At 67.7% G+C, this 19,066-nt stretch carries 21 protein-coding genes; 6 read left to right on the top strand and 15 right to left on the bottom strand.

Annotated features, from left to right (window positions below):
- Positions 1 to 86: 86 nt before the first annotated feature.
- The 12 genes from ACH45N_RS22240 to ACH45N_RS22295 form a co-directional block, all read right to left on the bottom strand.
- Complete coding sequence (locus tag ACH45N_RS22240) at positions 87 to 1,220, bottom strand: tyrosine-type recombinase/integrase (protein WP_397397955.1); 1,134 nt, start codon at positions 1,218 to 1,220, stop codon at positions 87 to 89.
- Between the two features lie 64 nt (positions 1,221 to 1,284).
- Positions 1,285 to 3,093 (bottom strand): hypothetical protein, encoded by a 1,809-nt coding sequence (locus ACH45N_RS22245; RefSeq protein WP_397397957.1) that lies wholly within the window; start codon positions 3,091 to 3,093, stop codon positions 1,285 to 1,287.
- Complete coding sequence (locus tag ACH45N_RS22250; RefSeq protein ID WP_397397959.1) at positions 3,090 to 3,302, bottom strand: helix-turn-helix domain-containing protein; 213 nt, start codon at positions 3,300 to 3,302, stop codon at positions 3,090 to 3,092. Before ACH45N_RS22250 ends, ACH45N_RS22245 begins: the two co-directional genes overlap by 4 nt.
- Positions 3,303 to 3,349: 47 nt before the next feature.
- On the bottom strand, positions 3,350 to 4,126 hold the full coding sequence (locus tag ACH45N_RS22255; RefSeq protein WP_397397961.1) for a hypothetical protein: 777 nt from the start codon (positions 4,124 to 4,126) through the stop codon (positions 3,350 to 3,352).
- A 35-nt stretch (positions 4,127 to 4,161) separates the two neighbouring features.
- On the bottom strand, positions 4,162 to 5,148 hold the full coding sequence (locus tag ACH45N_RS22260) for a bifunctional DNA primase/polymerase (protein WP_397397964.1): 987 nt from the start codon (positions 5,146 to 5,148) through the stop codon (positions 4,162 to 4,164).
- Positions 5,149 to 5,298: 150 nt separating this feature from the next.
- Positions 5,299 to 5,670, bottom strand: coding sequence for a hypothetical protein (locus tag ACH45N_RS22265; RefSeq protein WP_397397966.1), 372 nt, complete (start codon positions 5,668 to 5,670; stop codon positions 5,299 to 5,301).
- A gap of 33 nt (positions 5,671 to 5,703) precedes the next feature.
- Positions 5,704 to 6,030, bottom strand: coding sequence for a hypothetical protein (locus ACH45N_RS22270; protein ID WP_397397969.1), 327 nt, complete (start codon positions 6,028 to 6,030; stop codon positions 5,704 to 5,706).
- A gap of 1 nt (position 6,031) precedes the next feature.
- Positions 6,032 to 7,153, bottom strand: coding sequence for a hypothetical protein (locus ACH45N_RS22275; RefSeq protein WP_397397972.1), 1,122 nt, complete (start codon positions 7,151 to 7,153; stop codon positions 6,032 to 6,034).
- Between the two features lie 3 nt (positions 7,154 to 7,156).
- Positions 7,157 to 9,373 carry an FtsK/SpoIIIE domain-containing protein gene (locus ACH45N_RS22280; protein WP_397397975.1) on the bottom strand — a complete coding sequence of 739 codons (2,217 nt, stop codon included), beginning with the start codon at positions 9,371 to 9,373 and terminating at the stop codon, positions 7,157 to 7,159.
- A gap of 3 nt (positions 9,374 to 9,376) precedes the next feature.
- Positions 9,377 to 9,583: a hypothetical protein gene (locus tag ACH45N_RS22285; RefSeq protein ID WP_397397978.1), complete on the bottom strand. Its 207-nt coding sequence runs from the start codon at positions 9,581 to 9,583 to the stop codon at positions 9,377 to 9,379.
- Between the two features lie 14 nt (positions 9,584 to 9,597).
- Positions 9,598 to 9,912, bottom strand: coding sequence for a DUF6284 family protein (locus tag ACH45N_RS22290; protein WP_397397981.1), 315 nt, complete (start codon positions 9,910 to 9,912; stop codon positions 9,598 to 9,600).
- The gene (locus ACH45N_RS22295) at positions 9,909 to 10,160 is read right to left on the bottom strand and encodes a hypothetical protein (RefSeq protein ID WP_397397983.1); all 252 of its coding nucleotides are present in this window, start codon (positions 10,158 to 10,160) and stop codon (positions 9,909 to 9,911) included. Before ACH45N_RS22295 ends, ACH45N_RS22290 begins: the two co-directional genes overlap by 4 nt.
- 135 nt (positions 10,161 to 10,295) lie before the next feature.
- Here ACH45N_RS22295 and ACH45N_RS22300 point away from each other — a divergent pair, with 135 nt between their 5' ends.
- From ACH45N_RS22300 to ACH45N_RS22315, 4 genes are all read left to right on the top strand, one after another.
- A complete protein-coding gene (locus ACH45N_RS22300; RefSeq protein WP_397397985.1) occupies positions 10,296 to 11,141 on the top strand; it encodes a GntR family transcriptional regulator in 846 nt (281 codons plus the stop codon).
- On the top strand, positions 11,138 to 11,806 hold the full coding sequence (locus ACH45N_RS22305; protein ID WP_397397988.1) for an HAD family hydrolase: 669 nt from the start codon (positions 11,138 to 11,140) through the stop codon (positions 11,804 to 11,806). Before ACH45N_RS22300 ends, ACH45N_RS22305 begins: the two co-directional genes overlap by 4 nt.
- A 749-nt stretch (positions 11,807 to 12,555) precedes the next feature.
- The gene (locus ACH45N_RS22310; protein ID WP_397397990.1) at positions 12,556 to 13,872 is read left to right on the top strand and encodes a DNA cytosine methyltransferase; all 1,317 of its coding nucleotides are present in this window, start codon (positions 12,556 to 12,558) and stop codon (positions 13,870 to 13,872) included.
- A gap of 22 nt (positions 13,873 to 13,894) precedes the next feature.
- Entirely contained in the window at positions 13,895 to 14,308 is a 414-nt protein-coding gene (locus ACH45N_RS22315) for a very short patch repair endonuclease (protein ID WP_397397992.1), read from the top strand.
- Positions 14,309 to 14,419: 111 nt separating this feature from the next.
- On the opposite strand, the gene ACH45N_RS22320 is transcribed toward ACH45N_RS22315, so the two are convergent.
- Complete coding sequence (locus tag ACH45N_RS22320; RefSeq protein ID WP_397397994.1) at positions 14,420 to 15,178, bottom strand: HNH endonuclease; 759 nt, start codon at positions 15,176 to 15,178, stop codon at positions 14,420 to 14,422.
- A gap of 182 nt (positions 15,179 to 15,360) precedes the next feature.
- Between ACH45N_RS22320 and ACH45N_RS22325 the strand changes: the two genes are divergently transcribed.
- Positions 15,361 to 16,290, top strand: coding sequence for an NgoMIV family type II restriction endonuclease (locus ACH45N_RS22325; RefSeq protein ID WP_397397996.1), 930 nt, complete (start codon positions 15,361 to 15,363; stop codon positions 16,288 to 16,290).
- Positions 16,291 to 16,301: 11 nt separating this feature from the next.
- Here ACH45N_RS22325 and ACH45N_RS22330 read toward each other — a convergent pair whose 3' ends face one another.
- Positions 16,302 to 17,228 carry a hypothetical protein gene (locus tag ACH45N_RS22330; protein WP_397397998.1) on the bottom strand — a complete coding sequence of 309 codons (927 nt, stop codon included), beginning with the start codon at positions 17,226 to 17,228 and terminating at the stop codon, positions 16,302 to 16,304.
- Complete coding sequence (locus tag ACH45N_RS22335; protein ID WP_397398000.1) at positions 17,225 to 18,304, bottom strand: hypothetical protein; 1,080 nt, start codon at positions 18,302 to 18,304, stop codon at positions 17,225 to 17,227. Before ACH45N_RS22335 ends, ACH45N_RS22330 begins: the two co-directional genes overlap by 4 nt.
- Before the next feature lie 296 nt (positions 18,305 to 18,600).
- Here ACH45N_RS22335 and ACH45N_RS22340 point away from each other — a divergent pair, with 296 nt between their 5' ends.
- Positions 18,601 to 18,906: a hypothetical protein gene (locus tag ACH45N_RS22340; protein ID WP_397398002.1), complete on the top strand. Its 306-nt coding sequence runs from the start codon at positions 18,601 to 18,603 to the stop codon at positions 18,904 to 18,906.
- Positions 18,907 to 19,066: the final 160 nt, after the last annotated feature.

Here is a 19,066-nt window from a genome sequence, read left to right on the forward strand (position 1 = left end):
CCGGGCTAGGCCGCCCAAGCTCTGTGTGACCTGACCCGGACGGCTGGGAGGCCTGGAATCCACACGATTCCAGGCATCCCCCACCGCTATCGCGCGCCGAACTGCGCCAGAATCTCTCGGTTGTCGGGTCCGACGGCGGGCCTCGCGACGTAGTGCTTCGCCGTCACAGCCGAGTGCGAGTGTCCGAGTTGCGCTGCCGCCGCCTCGATATCTGCACCGCGCTCGATGGCTGTGCCGACGCTCTTGCGGAACGTCTTCGGAGTGATCCACGTCCACTCCGGGTGCCGCTCGCGAAACGTGCGCCACTGGCGGTCAACGGTCGTCACCTCGCGCAGCCCGCCGCGCTCCGAGGGAAACACGAGATTGAGTTCGCCTGGGGACGCCTCGGTGGCCCGCTTTTCGAGCATCCGCACTGCGAACTCCGGCACCAGGTGCCCGCGCGGCTTCTTGCCCTTGGTCGTGTCCTGCCGGAACAGGCCAACACCCTTCTTACGGACCACGGTCCCGGTGAGGTAGACGACGTGCTTGGTGAGGTCCACTTCATCCCACCGGAGCGCGAGGGCTTCGCCGGGACGGCACCCTGTAGCGAGCATGACGTCCACCAGGTCGTGAAGGTCGATCGCGGTCGCTTTGACGTCCATGGCGAGGACCGCTCGCAGCTCGATGACGTCCGGCACGGCCAGCGCTCGCACGTCCTCGCTCACCGTCGCCGGTACCGGGGTGACCGACCGTGCGGGGTTCGCTGTCAGAGCGTCCTCACGTACGGCGACGTCGAGCATCCCCTTGAGGCACGTCAGCGACACTCGGGCGTTCGCTGCGTGCTTCTCCACCTCGCCGGCCACCCAGGCTTCCAGGCGAGACACGGTGCACTCACGCAGCAACAGCCCGCCCAGGCCCGGAACCACGTACTGCTCGGTGGTGTACCTGTACCGCTGCCGCGTGTTCACGGCCAGCGTGCTCGGGTCGATCTTGGTCCGCAACCAGTAGTCCGCGAGGACTTCCAGCCGGGTGTCCGCCGTGATGGTGTCCGACGCCGTGCGCTTACGGATCGTCAGGTCATCCCTGAGGCGCCGCTCGGCCTCTGCGCCCGAGCCGCCCCACGCCTCGACCTTGCGCGTGCGGCCGTCGTTGTCGCGGAACCTGACGCGCGCTGCCCACCGGATCTTCTTCGCGGGCACCGCCTCGCCGTCAGGCGTGCGCCAGGCCTTGCCTTCGCCCACGAGCCGGACACCGTTGAAGTAGGGGGTCCGCGTGATGTTCCCGTGCGATCCCACGGGCATTGGCTTACGCGACATGGTTGGTGACCTCCAGGGTGGTGACGGTGTGGTTGGGGCGGCAGCGGGCGGTGTAGCCGGGGCCGGTGAGGGGTTCTCCGCAGTCGTCGCAGGCGGCGACCTGAGATGGTCCGTATTTCCGCCCCGCAACCCCCGCTTCCCCGTTTGTGCTGGTCAGAGCGTCGGAGTCGGCAGGGGTAGGCGGGTGTTGGCGGGGGTAGGCGGGGGTTGAACCCCCGCCGTTGACCCGCCTACCCCCGCCTACCCCCGCCTCGCGCAACGCTGTGACCTGCGATGACGGGGGTTGCGGGTGTTGCGGGGGTTGGATACGGGCCATCTCAGGTGGCGTGAGCGCCCAGACGGTGACCTTCTGCTTGTTCCGGGTCCCGAGGTCGTCCACAGTCCACCCGGCCGACCGCAGCGCCGGCGCGTTCCGCTTGATCACCCCGGCCACCGCACGCACGCTCCGAGGCCACGTGCGCGGGGGTAGCCCGTCGGGCTGGACCAGGGCGTGGAGGTCGGCCGCGGTGCCCTGCCACGCCTCGGTGATCGTCTCGGTCAGCGCGGCGAGGAACGGGTCACTGGTGACGGCGTCCAGGGCCAGGCTGTTGGCCTGGTCGCTGTACGCGGTCAGGGAGTCGGTGCCGTGAATCTGGTCCAGCGCTCCGAGCACCATGGCGAAGTCCGCCATGCGCGGCATGGTTCCCAGACGGACCGAGGGCATCCGTGTCTTGCAGATCCGCACCTGTTCCAGCAGCGCGCCGAACACGCGCGGGTGCGCCGACTCCCATGCGGTGGCGAGCTGCGACTCGGGGCGGCGACGGTCCTCGGTGATCCGGTCAAGGTTGACCACGATGGACCGGTCAGCGAGGTCCGGGGCCATGGCGCCGACGTCGATCCCGTTCATGAGGATCACCCGCCGGAACGAGAACACCGACAGCCCGTCGTCCGAGTAGAGCTCGCGGCGCACGTCGCCGTCCCCGGTCACGGCCCGGCACAGCGAGTCCGACAGCCACGGCGGGATCGTGGACAGGTTGTCCAGCCCGACCACCCACGAGCCCGAGGCGGCGGTGACCCACCCGTCGGCGTCGCGGGGCGGCTTGCGCAGCGGCACCGGAGACGGGTCCACGAGCTGCACCAGGTTCTTCGTCGCGGACGACTTGCCCGTGCCCTGCTCACCGAGCAGCGCGAGCATGGGGTGCGGGATGTGCGCCCAGCCGAGGGCGGCGACGAGCCACCCGAGCACGAGCGGCCGGTCAGCCTCGGTGACGTTGATCAGCGCCCACAGGTCGTCCAGGGTGCCGCCCGGCTCGGGCATCGGCAGCGCCCCGGACAGCGCGGTGCGGCGGAACAGGACCGGGGCCTCGGTGACGACGGACCACCCGTCCACTCCGACGCGGACGACGTGTTCGGCCGCGTCGCCCAGGTCGATCCACGTCGCGCCACCGTGCTCGGCCACACGGATGTGGACCTCTTCCGGCTCGGCCTCGCCTGCCGTGCCCTGGAGCACGAGCAGCGCGTCAGCGAGGGCCTGCTGTCCCGCGATGGCCCCGGTGTGCTGCCGGTAGGCCTTGGCGAGCTCGGCACGCAGCGAGGACCGCCCGCCGCGCAACATCCGCACCACGTTCCCACCCGTGCGCGGCACCGCATAGGCGTCGCCATCCGGGGTGCATCCGAGGTCGTACCGCTGGAGTGCCAGGTCCACCAGGACCGCCGCGGCGGTCTTCTTCTCCGGTGCCCCATCGGCCGCCACGGCGGGAGCGGCCGTGTCGGTCGCGGGGGTCTCGGGGACTGCCTCGATGGGCTTCGGGGCGTTCATGCTGCGCTCCGAGTGAACTGGTCCTCGATCCACGCCTCGACGTCCGAGAGGCGGTAGCGCAGGTGCCGGCCGATCTTCACGCCAGGCGGCGTCGGGCGACCGGCGGAGCGCTGCACGTACAGCGACCGGACGGGGATACGGAGCAGGTCGGCCACCTCCTGCGGGGTGAGCAGCACTTGGGCGGCGGGGGCTGCGGCGAGTGTGGTCATGGCGGTCTCCCTCTGCGGCGTGAACGGTCGGGGTCGGGCGGGCATGGTCATGCGGCGGCCGCGAGGTTGGCGTGAGCGAGCAGCTGGGTGCCGATGTGCTCGGTGTAGGCGGGCGGGACGGACTCGAACAGCCCGGTCCAGGTCATGTCGTGCTCGATCCCGAGCAGGCGCTTGACGACGTCCTTGCTGCGGGGCACGTAGCCGCCCTTGCGGACGTACTTGGCCTCGTACTTGTCCCGCCGCGCGCCCCCGTACGCCCCGGCGACCCACGTGTGTGCGGAGTGGTCGCACGGGCGCGGTGCGGTGAGCGGAGTGTTGGTCTCGAACAGGCGTAGGCGCTGGAGGTGGATGGTCACGCCGTCGGTGTCGACGGTGGACAGGTCGAACATGCACCCGCACAGCCCGACGGGGTCGACCATCTCGGGTCCGGCGTCCTTGACGTTCTCGATCACGTACGGCAGCCCCGTCAGGACCACGAGGGCGCGGACGTCGGGGATGAGCTTCGGCCACGCGGTGACCTTGCCCGCGTTACCGCGCGTGTACCCCTGGCACGGCGGCGATGCGTGAATGAGGTCGAAGTCAGCCAGGCCCAGGTACTCGACCGTGCCGTCAGGGTGCGTGAACGGCAGCCGGTGCCCGGCCAGCAGCAAGCGGAGCGCGGTGAGGGCGTCCATGCGCAGGAACGGGAACGGGTAGCGGGGCTGGGCGGTGAGGTCGATGCCGTAGACGTCGTATCCGGCGTGGTGGTAGCCGGTTCCGGCGCCGCCTTGGCAGCAGAACAGGTCCAGTGCACGCGGCCTGCGGGGCAGGGTCAGGGTGCTCATCAGGTGTCCTCTCTCCGGTCGGGCGTGGGTGGTGGTCATGCGGCGGTGCGGGGCTTGGCGGCCCCGCGGCGGAAGCCGGAGCGGACCGTGGCGAACGCCTCGGCCTCGGTGAACGCCCCGGCGGCGATGTGGCCAGCGGATGCGTCCAGCAGCGTTCCGGCGGCGTCAGACTCGGTCAGCGAGCCACCCGCGATCAGTTCCCCGAGGCAGCACGCGGCGGCGAACAGGGCGTGGTTCCGGCCGCCCTCGGTCGCCTCGCGGACGTGCTCGGCTTCCTTGGTCAGCACGGCCCGCAGGTAGGCGGAGCGGTGCGTGACGGGGCGTAGCTCGCGCGGGCTGGCCGGTGCGGCTGGGCGTGTGGTCAGGCGCTGGACCAGCCACGCGGGCAGCGGCTCGGGCGGGGTGTCGAGGCCGACGAGGTAGCGCCCGGCGTCGGTGACCGTGGGCGGAGCGACGACGTACCCGCCGTTGCCTCGGGTATCGATCCACGGTCCGAGGCGTCCGGCGCTGTTGCCCAGGGGCTCGGTCAGGTGCTCGGTGGTGAAGTAGCGGTGGACGCCACCGGACGGGGTGTCCACGGTCCACGTCTCCGGCAGGTCGCCGCAGGCCTCGGCAAGAGCGATCAGCACTCCCTCACCCGACGTCGCCTCACCACGCGACTCGACCGGAGGGAGCGCGGCACCCGGCTTGGGAGTGTCGGTGTCGATGACCAGCAGCCCCGAGGGGCCGCACGCGATCCCGACGCCGTACGCGGCGGTAGTCCACGCACGGGTGATCCGGTCAGGGTTGGTGGTGGCGCGCTGTTCCCAGCCGGTGTGCCCACCGCGGCACCACGGGTCGCGGTGGTCGCAGCCGTCGGCGGCGTGGCGCGGGGTCGCGGGGCGCTTGGCGCCCGGGATGAGCGGGAAGACGTGCCAGCCGCGGGCGGCGTACTCCAGGGCCGTGGCCAGCAGCGCGCCTCGGTGCAGTTCGGCGGCGGTGCTGCCCGCGTGCGTACTGGTCCAGCGAGTGGGTGTGCTCATGACGGCTCCCTCGGGTCCTCGGCCACGGTGCGCGGCCTGTTTTGGCATGGGTGGGGTAGGGGCACGGCGGGTAGCGGTAGCGGCCCGCCGTGCCCTCAGGACTGCGTGGGGTGGGGGTTTCGGGGTGCGCCGCGTGTGGGCGCTACCCCGCTACTTCGTTGGAATCACGCCGTTTTCGGCGGTAGCGGCCCCGCTACCGGTAGCGGGCCTCCCGCTACCGATCGCCGCGCTCGGCAGGGCCTCGGCGGGGGTGGTGTGGGCTACCTCGGCGGGCATCGGCCCGAGGGAGATACGGACCATGACGGTTACCAGTGCGGCGACGAACGCGGTCACCGCGACGAGGGCGGCCAGCGTGGCGACCAGGTCCAGCCCGAGGGCCGTAGCGGCGACGGTGACGCCCAGGGAGGCGACGAACACGGCGCCCGTGCGGCGTACGGCGCACTCGACGGCGGCCACGAGCTCGCGGGCATCGCGCACAAGCTCGGCGTACTCGGTCGGGCTGAGGCTGTCGTTGCTGTTCACGGTTCCTCCTGCGAGTTGGGCGAGTGGTGCTGGTCAGGCGGCGGTGTGCCAGTCCTCGGGCGCCTCCTCCCTGTCGGTGGCGTAGAGCCGTTCGGCCCATGCGGTCTCGAATGCCTCGACGGTCAGCCGGGGGTGAGCCGCCCAGAACTCGCGCAGCTCCGGTGAGGCGTACGCGGCGGCGTAGCTACCTCCGGCGAGGAACAGGCGCTCCTCAGTGACTCCGGCGGCCCGGCCCCGCGCGTTGAGCAGGACACCGTTGGTCGCCCGGTAGGCGGCGGCGATGTGGGCTTCCAGGTAGTCGCCGTACTCGGACCGCATCGCGGCCCACTCGGCGGCGGCGCGCTGGAAGATCGGGGACATGTCACGCCTCCACCAGGACCGGCACGGCCTCGACAACGACGTCCGGCGTCGCGGTCGCCGGGGCCTCGTCGGTGGTCTGGTCCGTCGTGGTGGCGCGGGCCTCGCGCAGCAGCTTGCGGGCGTAGCCGTCGCTCACCTCGTGACCGGCGGCAGCCAAGGCGGCCAGCGCGTCCGGACCGGAGGCGTCCGGCGTCTGGTCCAGCAGACCGGACACGACGGCCAGGCGAGCGGACCGGTCCGCCCGGTCAGCCCCGGACCGGACAGTGGACCGGCGCAGCTTGGACCGGTTGCCGGACCGGACCGGGGACCGGCGCGCGGACCGGTTCGTTGACCGGTCCGGGCCGGTCATCGACTCCAGTTCGGACCGGACCGACTCAGCGGCCCGCGCCTCGTAGTCTGGTGCGGTCTGGACCGGCGCGGCGACGGCGAGACCGGCCACGCGCTGGTTCGTCTCGACGTGCATCCGGGCGACATCGGCGGTGCCGTCCGCGACGGCGGACAGCGACTCCAGCCAGGCGGCCACGTGGGCGCGCATCTGCTCCGGCGGCACGGTCCGCAGCGCGACCGCACGGGCCTTGCGGCGTCGGGCCTCGGCGCGCTCGATGGCGCGGCGTCCGGCCGGGGTGCCGGTCCCGGTCTCGTGGACGCGGGCGGCGTCCTCGACGGTCAGGAACAGGCGGTGCATCCGCGCGGTCTGACGCATGCTCGACCAGGACGCCCCCGACGCGAGGTGCCGGTCACCGATCAGGGCCAGGTGCCACATCAGGGCGGCCAGCAGCGGCACGATGAACCGGAACAGGACCGCGCCGGCCGGGTGGCCGAGGTAGACCTCGTGCCACGCGGCGAACACACCGGACGCCGTGGACAGCGCCCACGTCAGGGTGAGCAGCGTGCCGCCGGGCCGGTTGTCCCGAGCGGCCTCACGAGCCAGCAGGGCGACCGTGACGAGCGACAGCTCGAAGACTCCGGCGGTGGTGTAGGCGGTGGCGGTGTCCATGCCCAGGACGTCGGTGCCGAAGCCGACCATGGCGAGGTAGGCGGAGACGGTGGAGATGAGGGCGACGGAGACGGCTCCGGCGAGGACCAGGCGACGTGAGCCCGGTCGGGTGGTGTTGGTGCTCATGGGTCAGTCCTCCTCGGTGGTGTCGGGCAGTGCGATGACGTCGTTCACGGCCTCGGCGACCTCGACGCGCACGAGGCCCTTGCGGACGCTGACGCCGCGCTTGACGTTCTTGGCGGCCACGCCGTGGCGCTTGGCGGCGGCGTTAACCTGGGTGGCGTCCCAGCCCTCATAGAGGGCGGGCTTGTGCTCGGCCAGGCGCGCGGCCAGCTCGTCACTCCAGACCTTGCCGGTGGGCCACTCGGGGTCGTTCTCGGGCCACACGGCGAGCAGATGGTCAAGGATCGTGGAGTGGTCCAGGTCGGCGGCCTCGTCGCCCGCGGCCATGCCGGTCAGCAGGCCCTTGGCCTCACGGACGGCGCGGGCGCGCTCGACGATCTTGTCGGCGGCGGCCCCGTCGACGAACGCACCCCGCACGAGCTGCGGGTCGGACTTCTCACCGGCGAGCAGGGCGATGCCCTTGTCCTCCTGCGAGAAGATCGTGGCCCGGTGCCCGGCCTTGTACATCGACGTCCCGAGCACCATGTCGTTGGTCGTCTGGTCCCCCACCCGCAGGCACGCCCGCAGCGACAGCAAGGCAGAGATACCGGTCGGGATAGCGTCCTTGTTCGGACGCTGCGTGGCCAGCCACAGCATGATCCCCAGCGCCCGGCCGCGGCGGGTGATGTCCTCGGTCAGAGCCGAGATCTCGCCGCCCACGGTCGGGTCGGTGAACCCGAGCTGCGACTCGTCGATGACGAACAGCAGCGGCTTGAACCCGTACGGGTTACCGACCTTGGCCAGCTCGTCGGTGACCTTGGACTCAGGCGCCACATCCCGCGGCAGACCACGAATGATCTTCGCCCGCCGGCGCATCTCAGCCTGCACGGCCCGCAGGTCGGCCAGCAGCGCGGCCAGATCGTCCGGGTCGTCACCGGAGCGGCACACGTGCGCGATGGGGGCCAGCGGCAACAGGTCACCGGTGCCCTTGAGCTCGTGGATGTGCAGCTCGGTGCGCGGGTCCAGGGCCGCGCCCAGGATCAGAACCCGCAGGAAGAACGTCTTGCCCATGCCCGGCAGGCCACCCACGACGCCGTTGTTGTACATCAGGGACGTGGTCACGGGGCGGCCGCGCTGGTCCTCCCCGATCACGAACGACTCGAACACGTTCGTCTCACCCTTGGTGCGGTACTTCCACTGAGCCACGTCCCGCTCCGAGAGGCCCTTGTCCGCGATGAACAGGTTCAGGCGCGACGGGTGGGCCTTGGGGTTCCCCTCCGGCCACACCGTGTCGAGCGGACGGCGCAGCGCCGAGGCCAGGCGGTCCTTGCGCTCGATCACGTCCGCAGCGGTCGCGCCCTGCGGCAGGTCGATGTGGATTTCCACGCCGCCCGTGGTCGAGAAGATCCGCAGCACCTTGACCTCGGCGTTGCCGCGCTTGGCCTCGCCCATCGAACCCAGCCCCAGGGTCAGCAGAGCGTCGGTGACGACGTCCACGGTGAGCTTGGGGATGTCACCCTTGTGGGACTCGGCCAGGGGTGTGGTCATGTGGCGGGTGCCGACGACGCCGAACGCGGTCAGGGCTGCCGCGCCCGTGGCGATAGCGGCGGCGGTCAGGCCCTCGGGGCCGGTGTAGGTGTTGATCGTGACCCCGGCGACGCCGGACATCACGCCGCCGGCGGCCAGACCGGCCAGGCGGGCACGCACTCCATCGGCATGCTCCTTACGCAGCGCCTTCCACTCACTAGTGCCCCGCACGCCCACCATGAGCGCGGCGCGGGTGGCCTTGTGCTCGGCGTCGGTCACCCACCGCGACAGGCCACGCACGCACAGCCCGAACCCGACGCCGGCCCGGACCAGGAAGCGCGGCAGGTACACGAACGGCAGCCGGACGCCGTGGTGCGCGGTCCACGAGGCCACGAACTTCGCTTCACGGCGGGCGGCGGCCAGGAACACCTCGGGGGAGGTGGCCCACTGGGGCAGGACCATCAGGGGCTCGTGGTCCCCGCGGTGCTCGACGACACGAGGCGCACGAGGCGAGTCCGCCGGCTCAGGCGTGGCCGGCGGGTCGATGACCTCACCCGTCAGCGCGTTGTCGTCCTCGGGCTGGACCAGAGCGGCGCCCTGGTCCAGCCGGTTGGCCTCGACCTCGTGACCGGGCCCGTAGACCATCGCGGTCAGAGCGGCGTCGTCGGGCAGCCCGTCATCCGGGGTGCCGTGCATGTGCTCGTTCGGGCTCGTCATGCCTCAGCCCTCCACCATGCCGTTGGCGCCCGTGAACAGGTTGTTCAACAGGTCGTTGAGAGCGTCCACGCCCCACATGCCGAACGACGTGGAAGCCAGCGCCAGCCCGAGGCAGACACCGAGGGTCAGGGTGCCGACCTTGGCGGACCCGTACTTGACGGCGATGAACGCGACGATCAGCAGGAAGACCAGCAGGGAAACGGTGATCATGGCGATGCTCCTGTTCAGGCGGTGCGGGTGGCGGGACGGATGACGACCCGGCGGGCCGTCGACAGCGGGCTACCCGGCGCGTACGCCGGGGCCGTGGTGATGGCGCGGTTGGTGCTGGTCTCGACGGCCGTACGCATCGCGACACCGAGCGCGACGACCGCGCGGCGGTGCGCCTTCACCGCCAGCTCGTCGGGCGAGCTGGCGAGGCGGCACTCGGCGTCCACCACGGCGACCTCGGCAGCGATGACCGGTTCCTCGGCGGCGATGGCCGCCAGGTCGGTGAACGTGGGCTCGACGTCAGCCACGTCGTAGCTCGTGTAGGTGTTCATCGGTTGCCCCCGGTCGCCTCGTCGCCGTCAGCGGCGTGCGCGGCCTCGTGGGCCTTGCGCACGGTGGACTTCATCGCCTCGACGCGGACCGAAAGGTCCAGCGCCTCCCGCCCGACCTCGGCGGTGCCGTCGTCCTCGTGCCCGTGGCCGTGGGTGACGAGCGTGCGAGCAGCCCCGGCCAGAGCCAGGGCCGCCTCAAACAGGTAGCGGCGCGCTTCGCTCAGCGCCCCGGTGCGGTACTTCGACATGTCTCGCCTCTCGACTGGACTAGGTTGGCTAGCCATCTACTCGAACAAGGGGAGACTTGCACAGCCTGGCTAGCCATGTCAACAGATGAACGAAAGTTGGCTGACTTGGCTGTCCAAGCGGGTACCGTTGAAGGCATGAGCCTCGACCCTGACGACCCGCGCCCGCCCTACCAGCAAGTCGCAGCAGCGCTCCGCGCCGCGATCCTCACGCGCACCATCGCGCCCGGCGACAAACTCCCGTCTCAGAACGAGCTGGCGAAGCGCTACGGCGTAGCGCGCATGACGGTTCAACAGGCGCTACGCATCCTCAAAGACGACGGCCTCGTCATCTCGCGCCAGGGGAGCGGGATGTACGCGCGGGAGCGGACAGAGCGCCCCGTTGGGCTCCGGCCGCACCTCGAAAAGGCGTTCGAGGCCGACGATGTCAGCATCGATTTCGTCGGCTACACGGCCGAGACGCTTCACGGTGCGATCGCGGAGCCGCTCGACAAGATCCGGAGCGGTCGCCTGACGCCCAAGTCGATCCGCATCCGACTGTTGGTGTCCGACATGGGGCAGCCGCTCGCGCTCCCCGCCGCAGCGAGCGGCGACATGGACGAGAGCGCCGGCGCCCGGCAGCGGATGGCCGACATCGGCACCCGACACCTCAGCGCCGTTCGCGATTCGGTGCTGGAGCTCGCGGACCTCGAACTCGTCCCGACCGTCACGGTGGAGACCCGCTCGTTCGGCTCCGCGCCCGTGTTCAAGGCGTACGTCATCAACGGCGACGTTGCGTTCTTCGGCTTCTACCCCGTGGTCACGCACGACGTCAGGGTTGGTGGGGAGAAGGTCAGCATCTTCGACCCGATGGGCAAGGATGCCGTCCTCTTCCACTACACCGACGACGGCGACCCCGAGTCCATCGAGTCAACCTTTGTCGTGCAGGTGCGCCAGTGGTTCGACAGCGTCTGGGAGACGGTCGCGGCAGAGGTTGCGCCATGACTGACGCAGCGGAACTTCTTAGCGTGTCGTCCGTCGTCCTCCTTGATTTCGATGGTCCCGTGACGCCCCTCATGCCCGCGCCGGCCAACATGCGCGCCACCGACGCCGCCCGGCAGGCGCTCACCGCCCACGGCACCACGCTGCCCGACGACATCGCTGCGACGTCGGACCACCTCGCCGTCATCCGCTGGGCCGGGAAGCACGCGCCCGATGCTCTCGAAGACGTCGACGCCGCGTGCACCGCGGCCGAGGTGGAATCGGCACGAACCTGCATCCCAACTCCCGGCGCGCACACGCTTCTCGCCGCGCTCCACGAAGCACAGGTGTGGGTCGTCATCGTCAGCAACAACGCCGAACCAGCGATATACGCCTACATCAGGCGCCACAAGCTCGGCAAGTATTTGTACGAAGTCGTTGGTCGACCGCCCAGGCGCCCAGACCTCATGAAGCCTCACCCGTACATGGTCGAGCGCGCGCTCGGCATGGCTAGGGCCCGCGCCCAGGACGCCGTACTCATCGGTGACTCCGTGTCCGACATCGAGGTCGCTCGAGCGACGGGCATTCGCTCGATCGGCTACGCCAAGACGCAAGAGCGGGGGGCCGAGCTGCGCGCCGCGGGTGCCGACGCCCTCGTGCACAGCATGGCGACGCTGGCCCCGGGGTAGGCGGTGGCAGGCCCGGCCGCCATGCCATCGAGACCCCCGCTTGTCAGCGGGGGTCTCGATGGTGGCGAGGCTCTGCGTCTACAGAGGGCTGCCCTTCATTGTTTCGGCGAGCTGCACCGCCAGAGCTGCCGCACCGATCGCCACTTCGGCGCTGGCTGTCAACTCCCAGACCGCTGCTAGCACCACTCCCGCGAACAGGAGTAGCCATGCCCGCTGCGACGCACCCTGCCCACGTCCAGGGTCAGCGTTTACACTCACAGGTGTTCCTTTCTTTTGGACGCGATCGAAAAGCGAGGACACCCGGCTCCGTCTGTTCCCGCAGGCGGAGCCGACCTCGTTGTCCCTCATCCTCACACCGGAGCCACACAACGCGGTAACGCTAAGTGCTGTTACTCGCGCTTCTCCACAGGTTCTATCCACAGAAAAGTTTTCGTGAAGCAAGTTTTGCCGTGAGGATGTGTGCATGCTGTGCTCATGCGCCACGCGCCAGCGCTAGTAGCGGCACCCGCGACGGCCCTTGCCCTGCTCGTTGCCGAATGGGCGCAGCCGCCAGCGATCAGCGCCCTAGACCTCTCGTCGCGTCGGCTACCTCGCCGTCACGGTCTCCGACCCATACGACGGATGGCTGAGGACCTAGTGTGGTTCGCTGCACAGCGTGAGCCACGGCCTAGGCCCGGTGAACGTCAGTGGCGCGGTGTTGAATGAGCCCAGCGTGATCCGCAGTCGAGGAAGCCTTCAAGGAGCAGAGCGTGTCTGAACTTCGCGTCGTAGAGATTTGTGCTGGTGCAGGCGGGCAGAGCCTCGGGCTCCACCTGGCCAAGTTCAAGCACTCACTGGCCGTCGAGATCGACGAGACCGCGGCGCAGACCCTGCGCACGAACGGCAAGCGCCTTGGCTGGGACATGGACGTAGCGGTGGGCGACGTCGCCGCGGTGCCAGAACCAGGCGAGCAGTTCGACGAGGAACGACACGTCTGGAACCCAGACGACTACGAAGGAATCGACCTGCTTGCGGGCGGCGTGCCGTGCCCTCCGTTCTCGATCGCGGGCAAGCAGCTTGGTACCAGTGACGAACGCGACCTGTTCGCCTGGGCCGTCGAACTGGTCGGGCGGATGCAGCCGCGCGCGGTAATGCTGGAGAACGTCCGAGGCCTCTCGATGCCGAGATTCGCCGCATACCGCCAATGGGTGAAGGACCGGCTCAAGGAGCACGGCTACTGGTCGGACTGGAAGCTCCTCGAAGCACGCGACTACGGGGTGCCCCAGCTGCGTCCCCGCTTCATCCTCGTTGCTTTCCGAGACGAGAAGGACGCCCGCCACTTCAACTGGCCTGAGAAGACTCCCTACGAGGGAGGTGTCGGTGACGCTCTCTACGACCTCATGAACATCCACGAGTGGCCGGGCGCCGGCCCTTGGCGCAAGAAGGCAAACGAAGACATCGCCCCGACCATCGTCGGCGGGTCGAAGAAGCACGGGGGCGCCGACCTCGGTCCGACCCGAGCCAAGCGCGCTTGGGCAGAGCTGGGTGTCGACGCGATGGGTATCGCTAACGACGCCCCCAACCCGAAGGATCACAAGGCGGACCACAGGCCTAAGCTGACGATCGAGATGGTCAAGGTGCTTCAGGGCTGGCTCGACGACGGCGACTACGCATGGACCTTCGAAGGCCGGAAGACTAGCCAGTACCGCCAGATCGGGAACGCGTTCCCGCCGCCGGTAGCACGGGCCGTCGGAGGTGCGATTCGCTCGGCGCTCAGGCGCGACGGAAGCCCGAAGGACCTCGCAGAAACCGAGGCCGACGCCATGCAGCACGAGCCGATCTACGTCGCCCTCAAGGCTGCCGAAGGGCCCCTCACCGCGAAGCAGCTGATCAAAGCTGCAGGCGGAAACATCCACCCGAGCGCGTTCGAACAACGCCTAGGCCTCCTCTCCCGCGACTTCAACATCAAGACCGACGGCGAGGGCGAGGACCGCACCTACATCCTCGGTGCATTCAAAGGGTTCGTCGGCCAGGGTGACCACGACCGGCACCTTGCGTTCGCGACAGCGCGGAACCGGATCAGCTGAGGCAACCTCATAGGCTGAAACAGTGGCGGAGCATTGGGTCAGCACGAAGTCGAGCCCGAGCCTCTCGGGGCGCAAGAGCAGGAACACCACGCCCGAGGTTGAACTGCGCCGGGCTCTCCATGCCCTTGGGGCGCGGTTCCGGCTTCACAGGCGGCTCGGACCTGCATCGGCCCCCGATCTTGTCCTCCCGGGCCGTAGAATCGCTGTCTGGGTTGACGGGTGCTACTGGCACTCCTGTCCGGACCACGGGCGGCGCAAGGCCTTCGAAGGCCCCAACGCCGAACTTTGGGCAGCGAAGATGGCGCGCACCAGGGAGCGCGACACCGTCGCGACCCGGCAAGCCGAGGAACTGGGGTGGACGACGGTACGCGTCTGGGAGCACGAAGTCCGGGCTGATCCCGTCAGGGCAGCGAAGCGAGTGCTCTCGTCCCAGTGAGCACCGCTGTCAAGGTACTTGCGCAGCTCTTCACGCTCGGTGGGAGCTAAGCAACCCGCTCGACGCCGTGAACGCGACCCGCTCGCCAGGTCGAGACCTGTCAATCCGTCGCTAGACCGCTCGTTCGAGATATTCGCGCAGCCGCGCCTTGTCAGCTTCCGACAGCTTGCGGACGATGTCGTACACCTCGTCGAGGCGGTTCCGCAGGCGGTGCCCCGCGTCCAGCCACGAGAGCAGAGTCTCCTTGTCCTTACGAGGCATCGGCGTAACCATGGGGAACGCTTCTTCGTAGGTGTGCGGATCGCGGATCTGGTCGCGCACAGACTCGTTGCAGCGCTTGCATTCAGTCCGCCAGTTGTTGATGTTGTCATCCCGCCGCTGCCGGTTCAGCCGGCTCTGCGGGATCATATGACCAACGGTCAGGACCGTCCGGCGCCGAGAATCGTCGGGCCAGGGCTCGCCATCAGCGAGGCCGCACTCCTGGCAGCGGCGCCCATCCCGCTCGAAGACCTGACGGCGCATGCGCTCTGACGGCTTGAAAATCTGGTACTTCTGCCTCTCGGACTTCAACCAGATGCGCGCGCCTCGCTTCTCCAGGCGGTACTCGTCCGTCCCTAGCGTTGCGTCGTCCTTGTTTGTGGGCAGCTCCCAGTCGACGTCACGCAACTCACGAAGGCGCCTGTTCAGATGCTCCGCGTTCTCGAGGGGATCGAGCGCCTCTCGCAGTTCTGCCATCGTGAACGTGTCGCCTTCACGCTTGTTGAACCAGAGCCACGCTGCTGCCCGCTGCTTGCCGCCAGCCGTTGTCTTCCACAAGAGCGTCCCCGTGGCGGTGTATGCATCCTCCGGAAAGGACTCGACGTCGATCATGGGCGTGAGTATCGCCGGCTTCAGACAAAGCGCGCGGTAGACACGGACCAGCCCCCCGTACCTCACCCTCTCGGGAAGGCGGCGCCCAACGGGCCGAACCGCAGCACCACGATGGAGGCGCGCGTGTATCTTGCGGACAGCACCACGACTGCCCACCACCGCGATCCAGGGAGACCTTGCTGATGACTCAGCCGCCGTTCGACGATGTCTTCGGCTCAGGGCCCATCGAGGCCTCAGAGACGCTCGTTGAAAGCCAGGTGCTTCTGGCACGGGAGCGTCGCGAGTTTCACGCCAGCCTGCTCGCATCGGGAACTTTGACCATCGACAGAGACGGCGTTCCTAGCAATGCCGACAGGAAGAACTCAAGGTCTGTGACATGGTCACAGTCGATCGCCCACAAACTCCGGGCCGAGACCGTCGACGAGCGCGCAGCCGGCCAGACCTCGGGCAACACATTCGAAGGTGCCGTGGCTGCCTACATCAACAGCTCGTTCCCCGCTCTCTCGGAACTGCGGCCAGGAACCTGGGACATTCGCAAGGTCACCGGGCGGAACCCCAGCGGAGTGTCTCAGTTCGAGCAGTACCGGCACCTGGCTGACCTGGATCGCGCGGTGAAGACAAACCCGATGCTGCGGGCTTCACTCGGCAATGCCTACGTTGTTGCCCCTGACGTCATCGTCGCGCGGTATCCAGTCAGCGACGCCGTGATCAATGCGACGACACCCATAGTCGACGACAGCGTTGCCACCCATGCGAGCCTTCGGTCGTCAGTCCAGCCAGACCCGATCCTGCACGCGGTCATCTCTTGCAAGTGGACCATCCGCACAGACCGCGCACAGAACGCTCGCACCGAGGCACTCAACCTAATCCGGAACCGCAAGGGGCAAGTGCCGCACATCGTGGTCGTCACGGGTGAGCCGACCCTGTCGCGAATTTCTTCACTCGCGCTGGGCACCGGAGACCTCGACACCGTCTACCACTTCGCGCTGTACGAGTTGGAAGCCGCCGTCCGCGCGTCAGGCGACGATGAGCACATCGCACTACTTGATTCGATGGTCGACGGCCGAAGGCTCAAAGACATAAGCGACCTGCCGCTCGATCTTGCGATCTGACGCGGCACAGCTCAGGACTTCTTTCGCCGACCGCGGGGGCGCGGAACAGCTGGTGCCGCATCCCCTCGAATCCGCGCCGCCTCCAGTTGTGCCGAGACGAAATCATTAAACCTCTGCCACTCAGCCCAGCCGGTGGGTTCCACCCCATCTAGCGCCTCCAACAGGCGCCCTCTATCCATCACAATTGTGGTTTCGGACGTCACATACTTCCACCAGGGATCACCTAGCGGCATTGCAAAGGGAATCGCGAAGCCGACCGATGGCAGTGCGGTCCATGTGATCCACTCGAACCACATAGTAGGGATTACGTCCCTTGGCTTCTTGCGAAACTCCCACTGAACCGTGTTCTGGACGAGGAAAGTATTGAAACCCGTTCGCTTGTCCGTAAAGGCCTTCCATGCGATGACATCCACGCCCGCGTCGTGCGGCTCAGTGGGCACCGCACCCTTGTTCCGCAGTTCCAGACCCATTTTCCCGGCAACCCACTCGACAGCGTCCGGGAATTCCTTTGGGCGATCACCACGTGACGGCCATGCGAACACAACTGATTGGCCACCCAAATGTGAGGCGAACGCCTCTCTGACGACCGCGTCAAAAAGCGGGTCAGAACGCTGAATTTCGGCAGCGCTCTGACGCACTGGCATGCCCTTCAGGGACATCAACAGAAGGAAGGCATAGAGAGTAGACGAGTTGCGCTCGATCAGCACCCCCCGGCCGTCCGACAAGAAAGGGTAATGTTCACCCCAGTTTTGGCTGCGCCGCTCAATCTCCATGAATGCGAACGCCAGCTCCTCCTCGGTCGGCTGCAGACCACTTGCAAAAAGCACGCGGATTTCGGTGAGAGATAGGTAGTCGTCAGACGTGAAGAGCAGCTCGGCTTCGATGAACTCCGCAAGCGACCAGGGGTCAAAATCCGCCGGTGGCTCAATCCAGCTCATTCACCGCCTCCGTCGGACGATTCCAGCGCGACCAGGGCGTGAATGATTTCTTGCGCTTCCTGCAACCGTTCTCTAGCTGCTTCGCTCAACCGTTCCGGCTGAATCGCTGCAGCCTTCCTGAGTGCCTTCAGAGACTGGTCCACCGCTCTCGAGAACTGTTCCTCCGGCTCTGATACCTCATCGAGCGCTTCCGCCAAGTCTCCGGTAGCCAGAAGCACCTTGAGCGCGCCTTCGGTCTGGTCGCTGAGCACCTTCGCGAGATCGCCGAGCTGACGCGAGTCGGTGATGACCCTGCCTTCACCCTTCGAACGCCCAAATATCAGTGTTAGCAACGTGCCTAGATTTTTTCCGCCCGTCTCTGGCAGTGGCCAGTACTCCGGATCAACGCTACGTGGGTCTGGCGCTGAGATGAAGTCTCGTATACTGCGCCGCCCCATTGCGTTGTTGAACACGCCAAAAGCGTCGCGCGCGCGCTGTGTAGGTATCCCGAACTGCTGGTCAGCCTGCCTAAGAATGTCGTAATCTCTATATTTCGACTTTACTTCGGTTGGCTTCCGCCCAACTAGATCAGCGACCTCGTTGAGGGTCAGGCCAGTTTCAACCATTTCGAAGATAAATCGCGCTTGAGCGTAAGGCTCCCACGGTTCGATTCCCGAAATATGCCTGAACCCAAGTAGTGGCGCGACTTCTGCTGGGTCATCAATAACCAATACCGGCACGGAAGTAGGTGCGCTCGACGCGTCGATTCGCTTCCATCCAGAGTTCTCCTCCGCAAACTTTTCTCGCAGATCGCGGTCGGCGAGCCCGAGGAGGGCAGTGAGGCGACGATTTCCCTCAACCACCGTGAACGTGTCACCGTCTTGGACTGCAATTAGGGGTTCGCTCTCGAAGAACCTATGTCGCGAGATCGACTCGGCTATAGCCAAGGGGTCGTAGGCGCGATTAATGTGAAGAGCAATCTCGTGCTGAGATAGTTCCTCGCTTCGAAGCCCACTTGGAAGGCGAGGATTCTTGGGATCTAGACGGAGGCTGGCGATGTCTATATCCCGAGTGCGGCGGACGCTTGTCTCAGACACGATCCGACAGTAGCAGTGAGGGCTTGGCCCAGTGCACCCTTGCGTAAACGTGTCGCGCTGTCTCGTGAGGACTTTCTTTACTGGCTCAAGGCGCGCCTCCGGGGCGCTGGACCGTTCAGCCCGGCGGGGCCCGCGATGAGGCCCCGTGCTCCGGGCGCTTCGCGCCCTGCGCGCACCCCACCGCACCCCGACGGCCTACCGGCCCAGACATGACGCAGATGGTCCCGACTCCGGCAGACGGGACTGTCTTCTCTCGTTCTTCGGCATGGGCAACCGGCTGTGCCACCCTGGCTTTCGTGAAGCCTCCCGCGACACTCGTCATCGACGAACTGCGCCAAGCGATCAATCGGATCCTCGATGACACCGCAGCGTCGCTAGGTGATCGGGTCGAGCTCGACGGCGGGCTCTACTGGCAGGTACCCGCTCAACAGCTCCACGCCATGGACCCCGACACAGTCACCCTCACTGCCGGTGACCTCGACGACGACATCCAGACCATGCACGAGTATCTCGGCAGTAGCGGACCAGCGCCCGCCCTCTGGCACGAGCTGAACCACCTGGTCGGCATCCTCCGCACCCTTGAAGCAATGACGCTTCCCTAACGCCTCCGGCGGGCACCTGCCGGAATCAAGAGGATCGAGGGAGCCGCGGTGCCCCTGTTCCTCCGTCATCCATTGACTTGACCGGGACCCTGGCATCGAACCCGCCGCCAGTGCAACAGGTCCCGCCACCCGAGCAGGCCACCGCACCGACGCTCGTTGA

Origin of the sequence: Promicromonospora sp. NPDC019610, from assembly GCF_044389365.1 — a bacterium.
In the GTDB taxonomy this organism is placed as follows: domain Bacteria; phylum Actinomycetota; class Actinomycetes; order Actinomycetales; family Cellulomonadaceae; genus Promicromonospora.

What these genes read in the sequence shown, in the direction of transcription:
- ACH45N_RS22245 (WP_397397957.1), bottom strand. Translation starts at nt 3,093, where the DNA reads ATGAACGCCCCGAAGCCCATCGAGGCAGTCCCCGAGACCCCCGCGACC.
- ACH45N_RS22250 (WP_397397959.1), bottom strand. Translation starts at nt 3,302, where the DNA reads ATGACCACACTCGCCGCAGCCCCCGCCGCCCAAGTGCTGCTCACCCCG.
- ACH45N_RS22255 (WP_397397961.1), bottom strand. Translation starts at nt 4,126, where the DNA reads ATGAGCACCCTGACCCTGCCCCGCAGGCCGCGTGCACTGGACCTGTTC.
- ACH45N_RS22260 (WP_397397964.1), bottom strand. Translation starts at nt 5,148, where the DNA reads ATGAGCACACCCACTCGCTGGACCAGTACGCACGCGGGCAGCACCGCC.
- ACH45N_RS22270 (WP_397397969.1), bottom strand. Translation starts at nt 6,030, where the DNA reads ATGTCCCCGATCTTCCAGCGCGCCGCCGCCGAGTGGGCCGCGATGCGG.
- ACH45N_RS22275 (WP_397397972.1), bottom strand. Translation starts at nt 7,153, where the DNA reads ATGAGCACCAACACCACCCGACCGGGCTCACGTCGCCTGGTCCTCGCC.
- ACH45N_RS22280 (WP_397397975.1), bottom strand. Translation starts at nt 9,373, where the DNA reads ATGACGAGCCCGAACGAGCACATGCACGGCACCCCGGATGACGGGCTG.
- ACH45N_RS22285 (WP_397397978.1), bottom strand. Translation starts at nt 9,583, where the DNA reads ATGATCACCGTTTCCCTGCTGGTCTTCCTGCTGATCGTCGCGTTCATC.
- ACH45N_RS22290 (WP_397397981.1), bottom strand. Translation starts at nt 9,912, where the DNA reads ATGAACACCTACACGAGCTACGACGTGGCTGACGTCGAGCCCACGTTC.
- ACH45N_RS22295 (WP_397397983.1), bottom strand. Translation starts at nt 10,160, where the DNA reads ATGTCGAAGTACCGCACCGGGGCGCTGAGCGAAGCGCGCCGCTACCTG.
- ACH45N_RS22300 (WP_397397985.1), top strand. Translation starts at nt 10,296, where the DNA reads ATGAGCCTCGACCCTGACGACCCGCGCCCGCCCTACCAGCAAGTCGCA.
- ACH45N_RS22305 (WP_397397988.1), top strand. Translation starts at nt 11,138, where the DNA reads ATGACTGACGCAGCGGAACTTCTTAGCGTGTCGTCCGTCGTCCTCCTT.
- ACH45N_RS22320 (WP_397397994.1), bottom strand. Translation starts at nt 15,178, where the DNA reads ATGATCGACGTCGAGTCCTTTCCGGAGGATGCATACACCGCCACGGGG.
- ACH45N_RS22325 (WP_397397996.1), top strand. Translation starts at nt 15,361, where the DNA reads ATGACTCAGCCGCCGTTCGACGATGTCTTCGGCTCAGGGCCCATCGAG.
- ACH45N_RS22330 (WP_397397998.1), bottom strand. Translation starts at nt 17,228, where the DNA reads ATGAGCTGGATTGAGCCACCGGCGGATTTTGACCCCTGGTCGCTTGCG.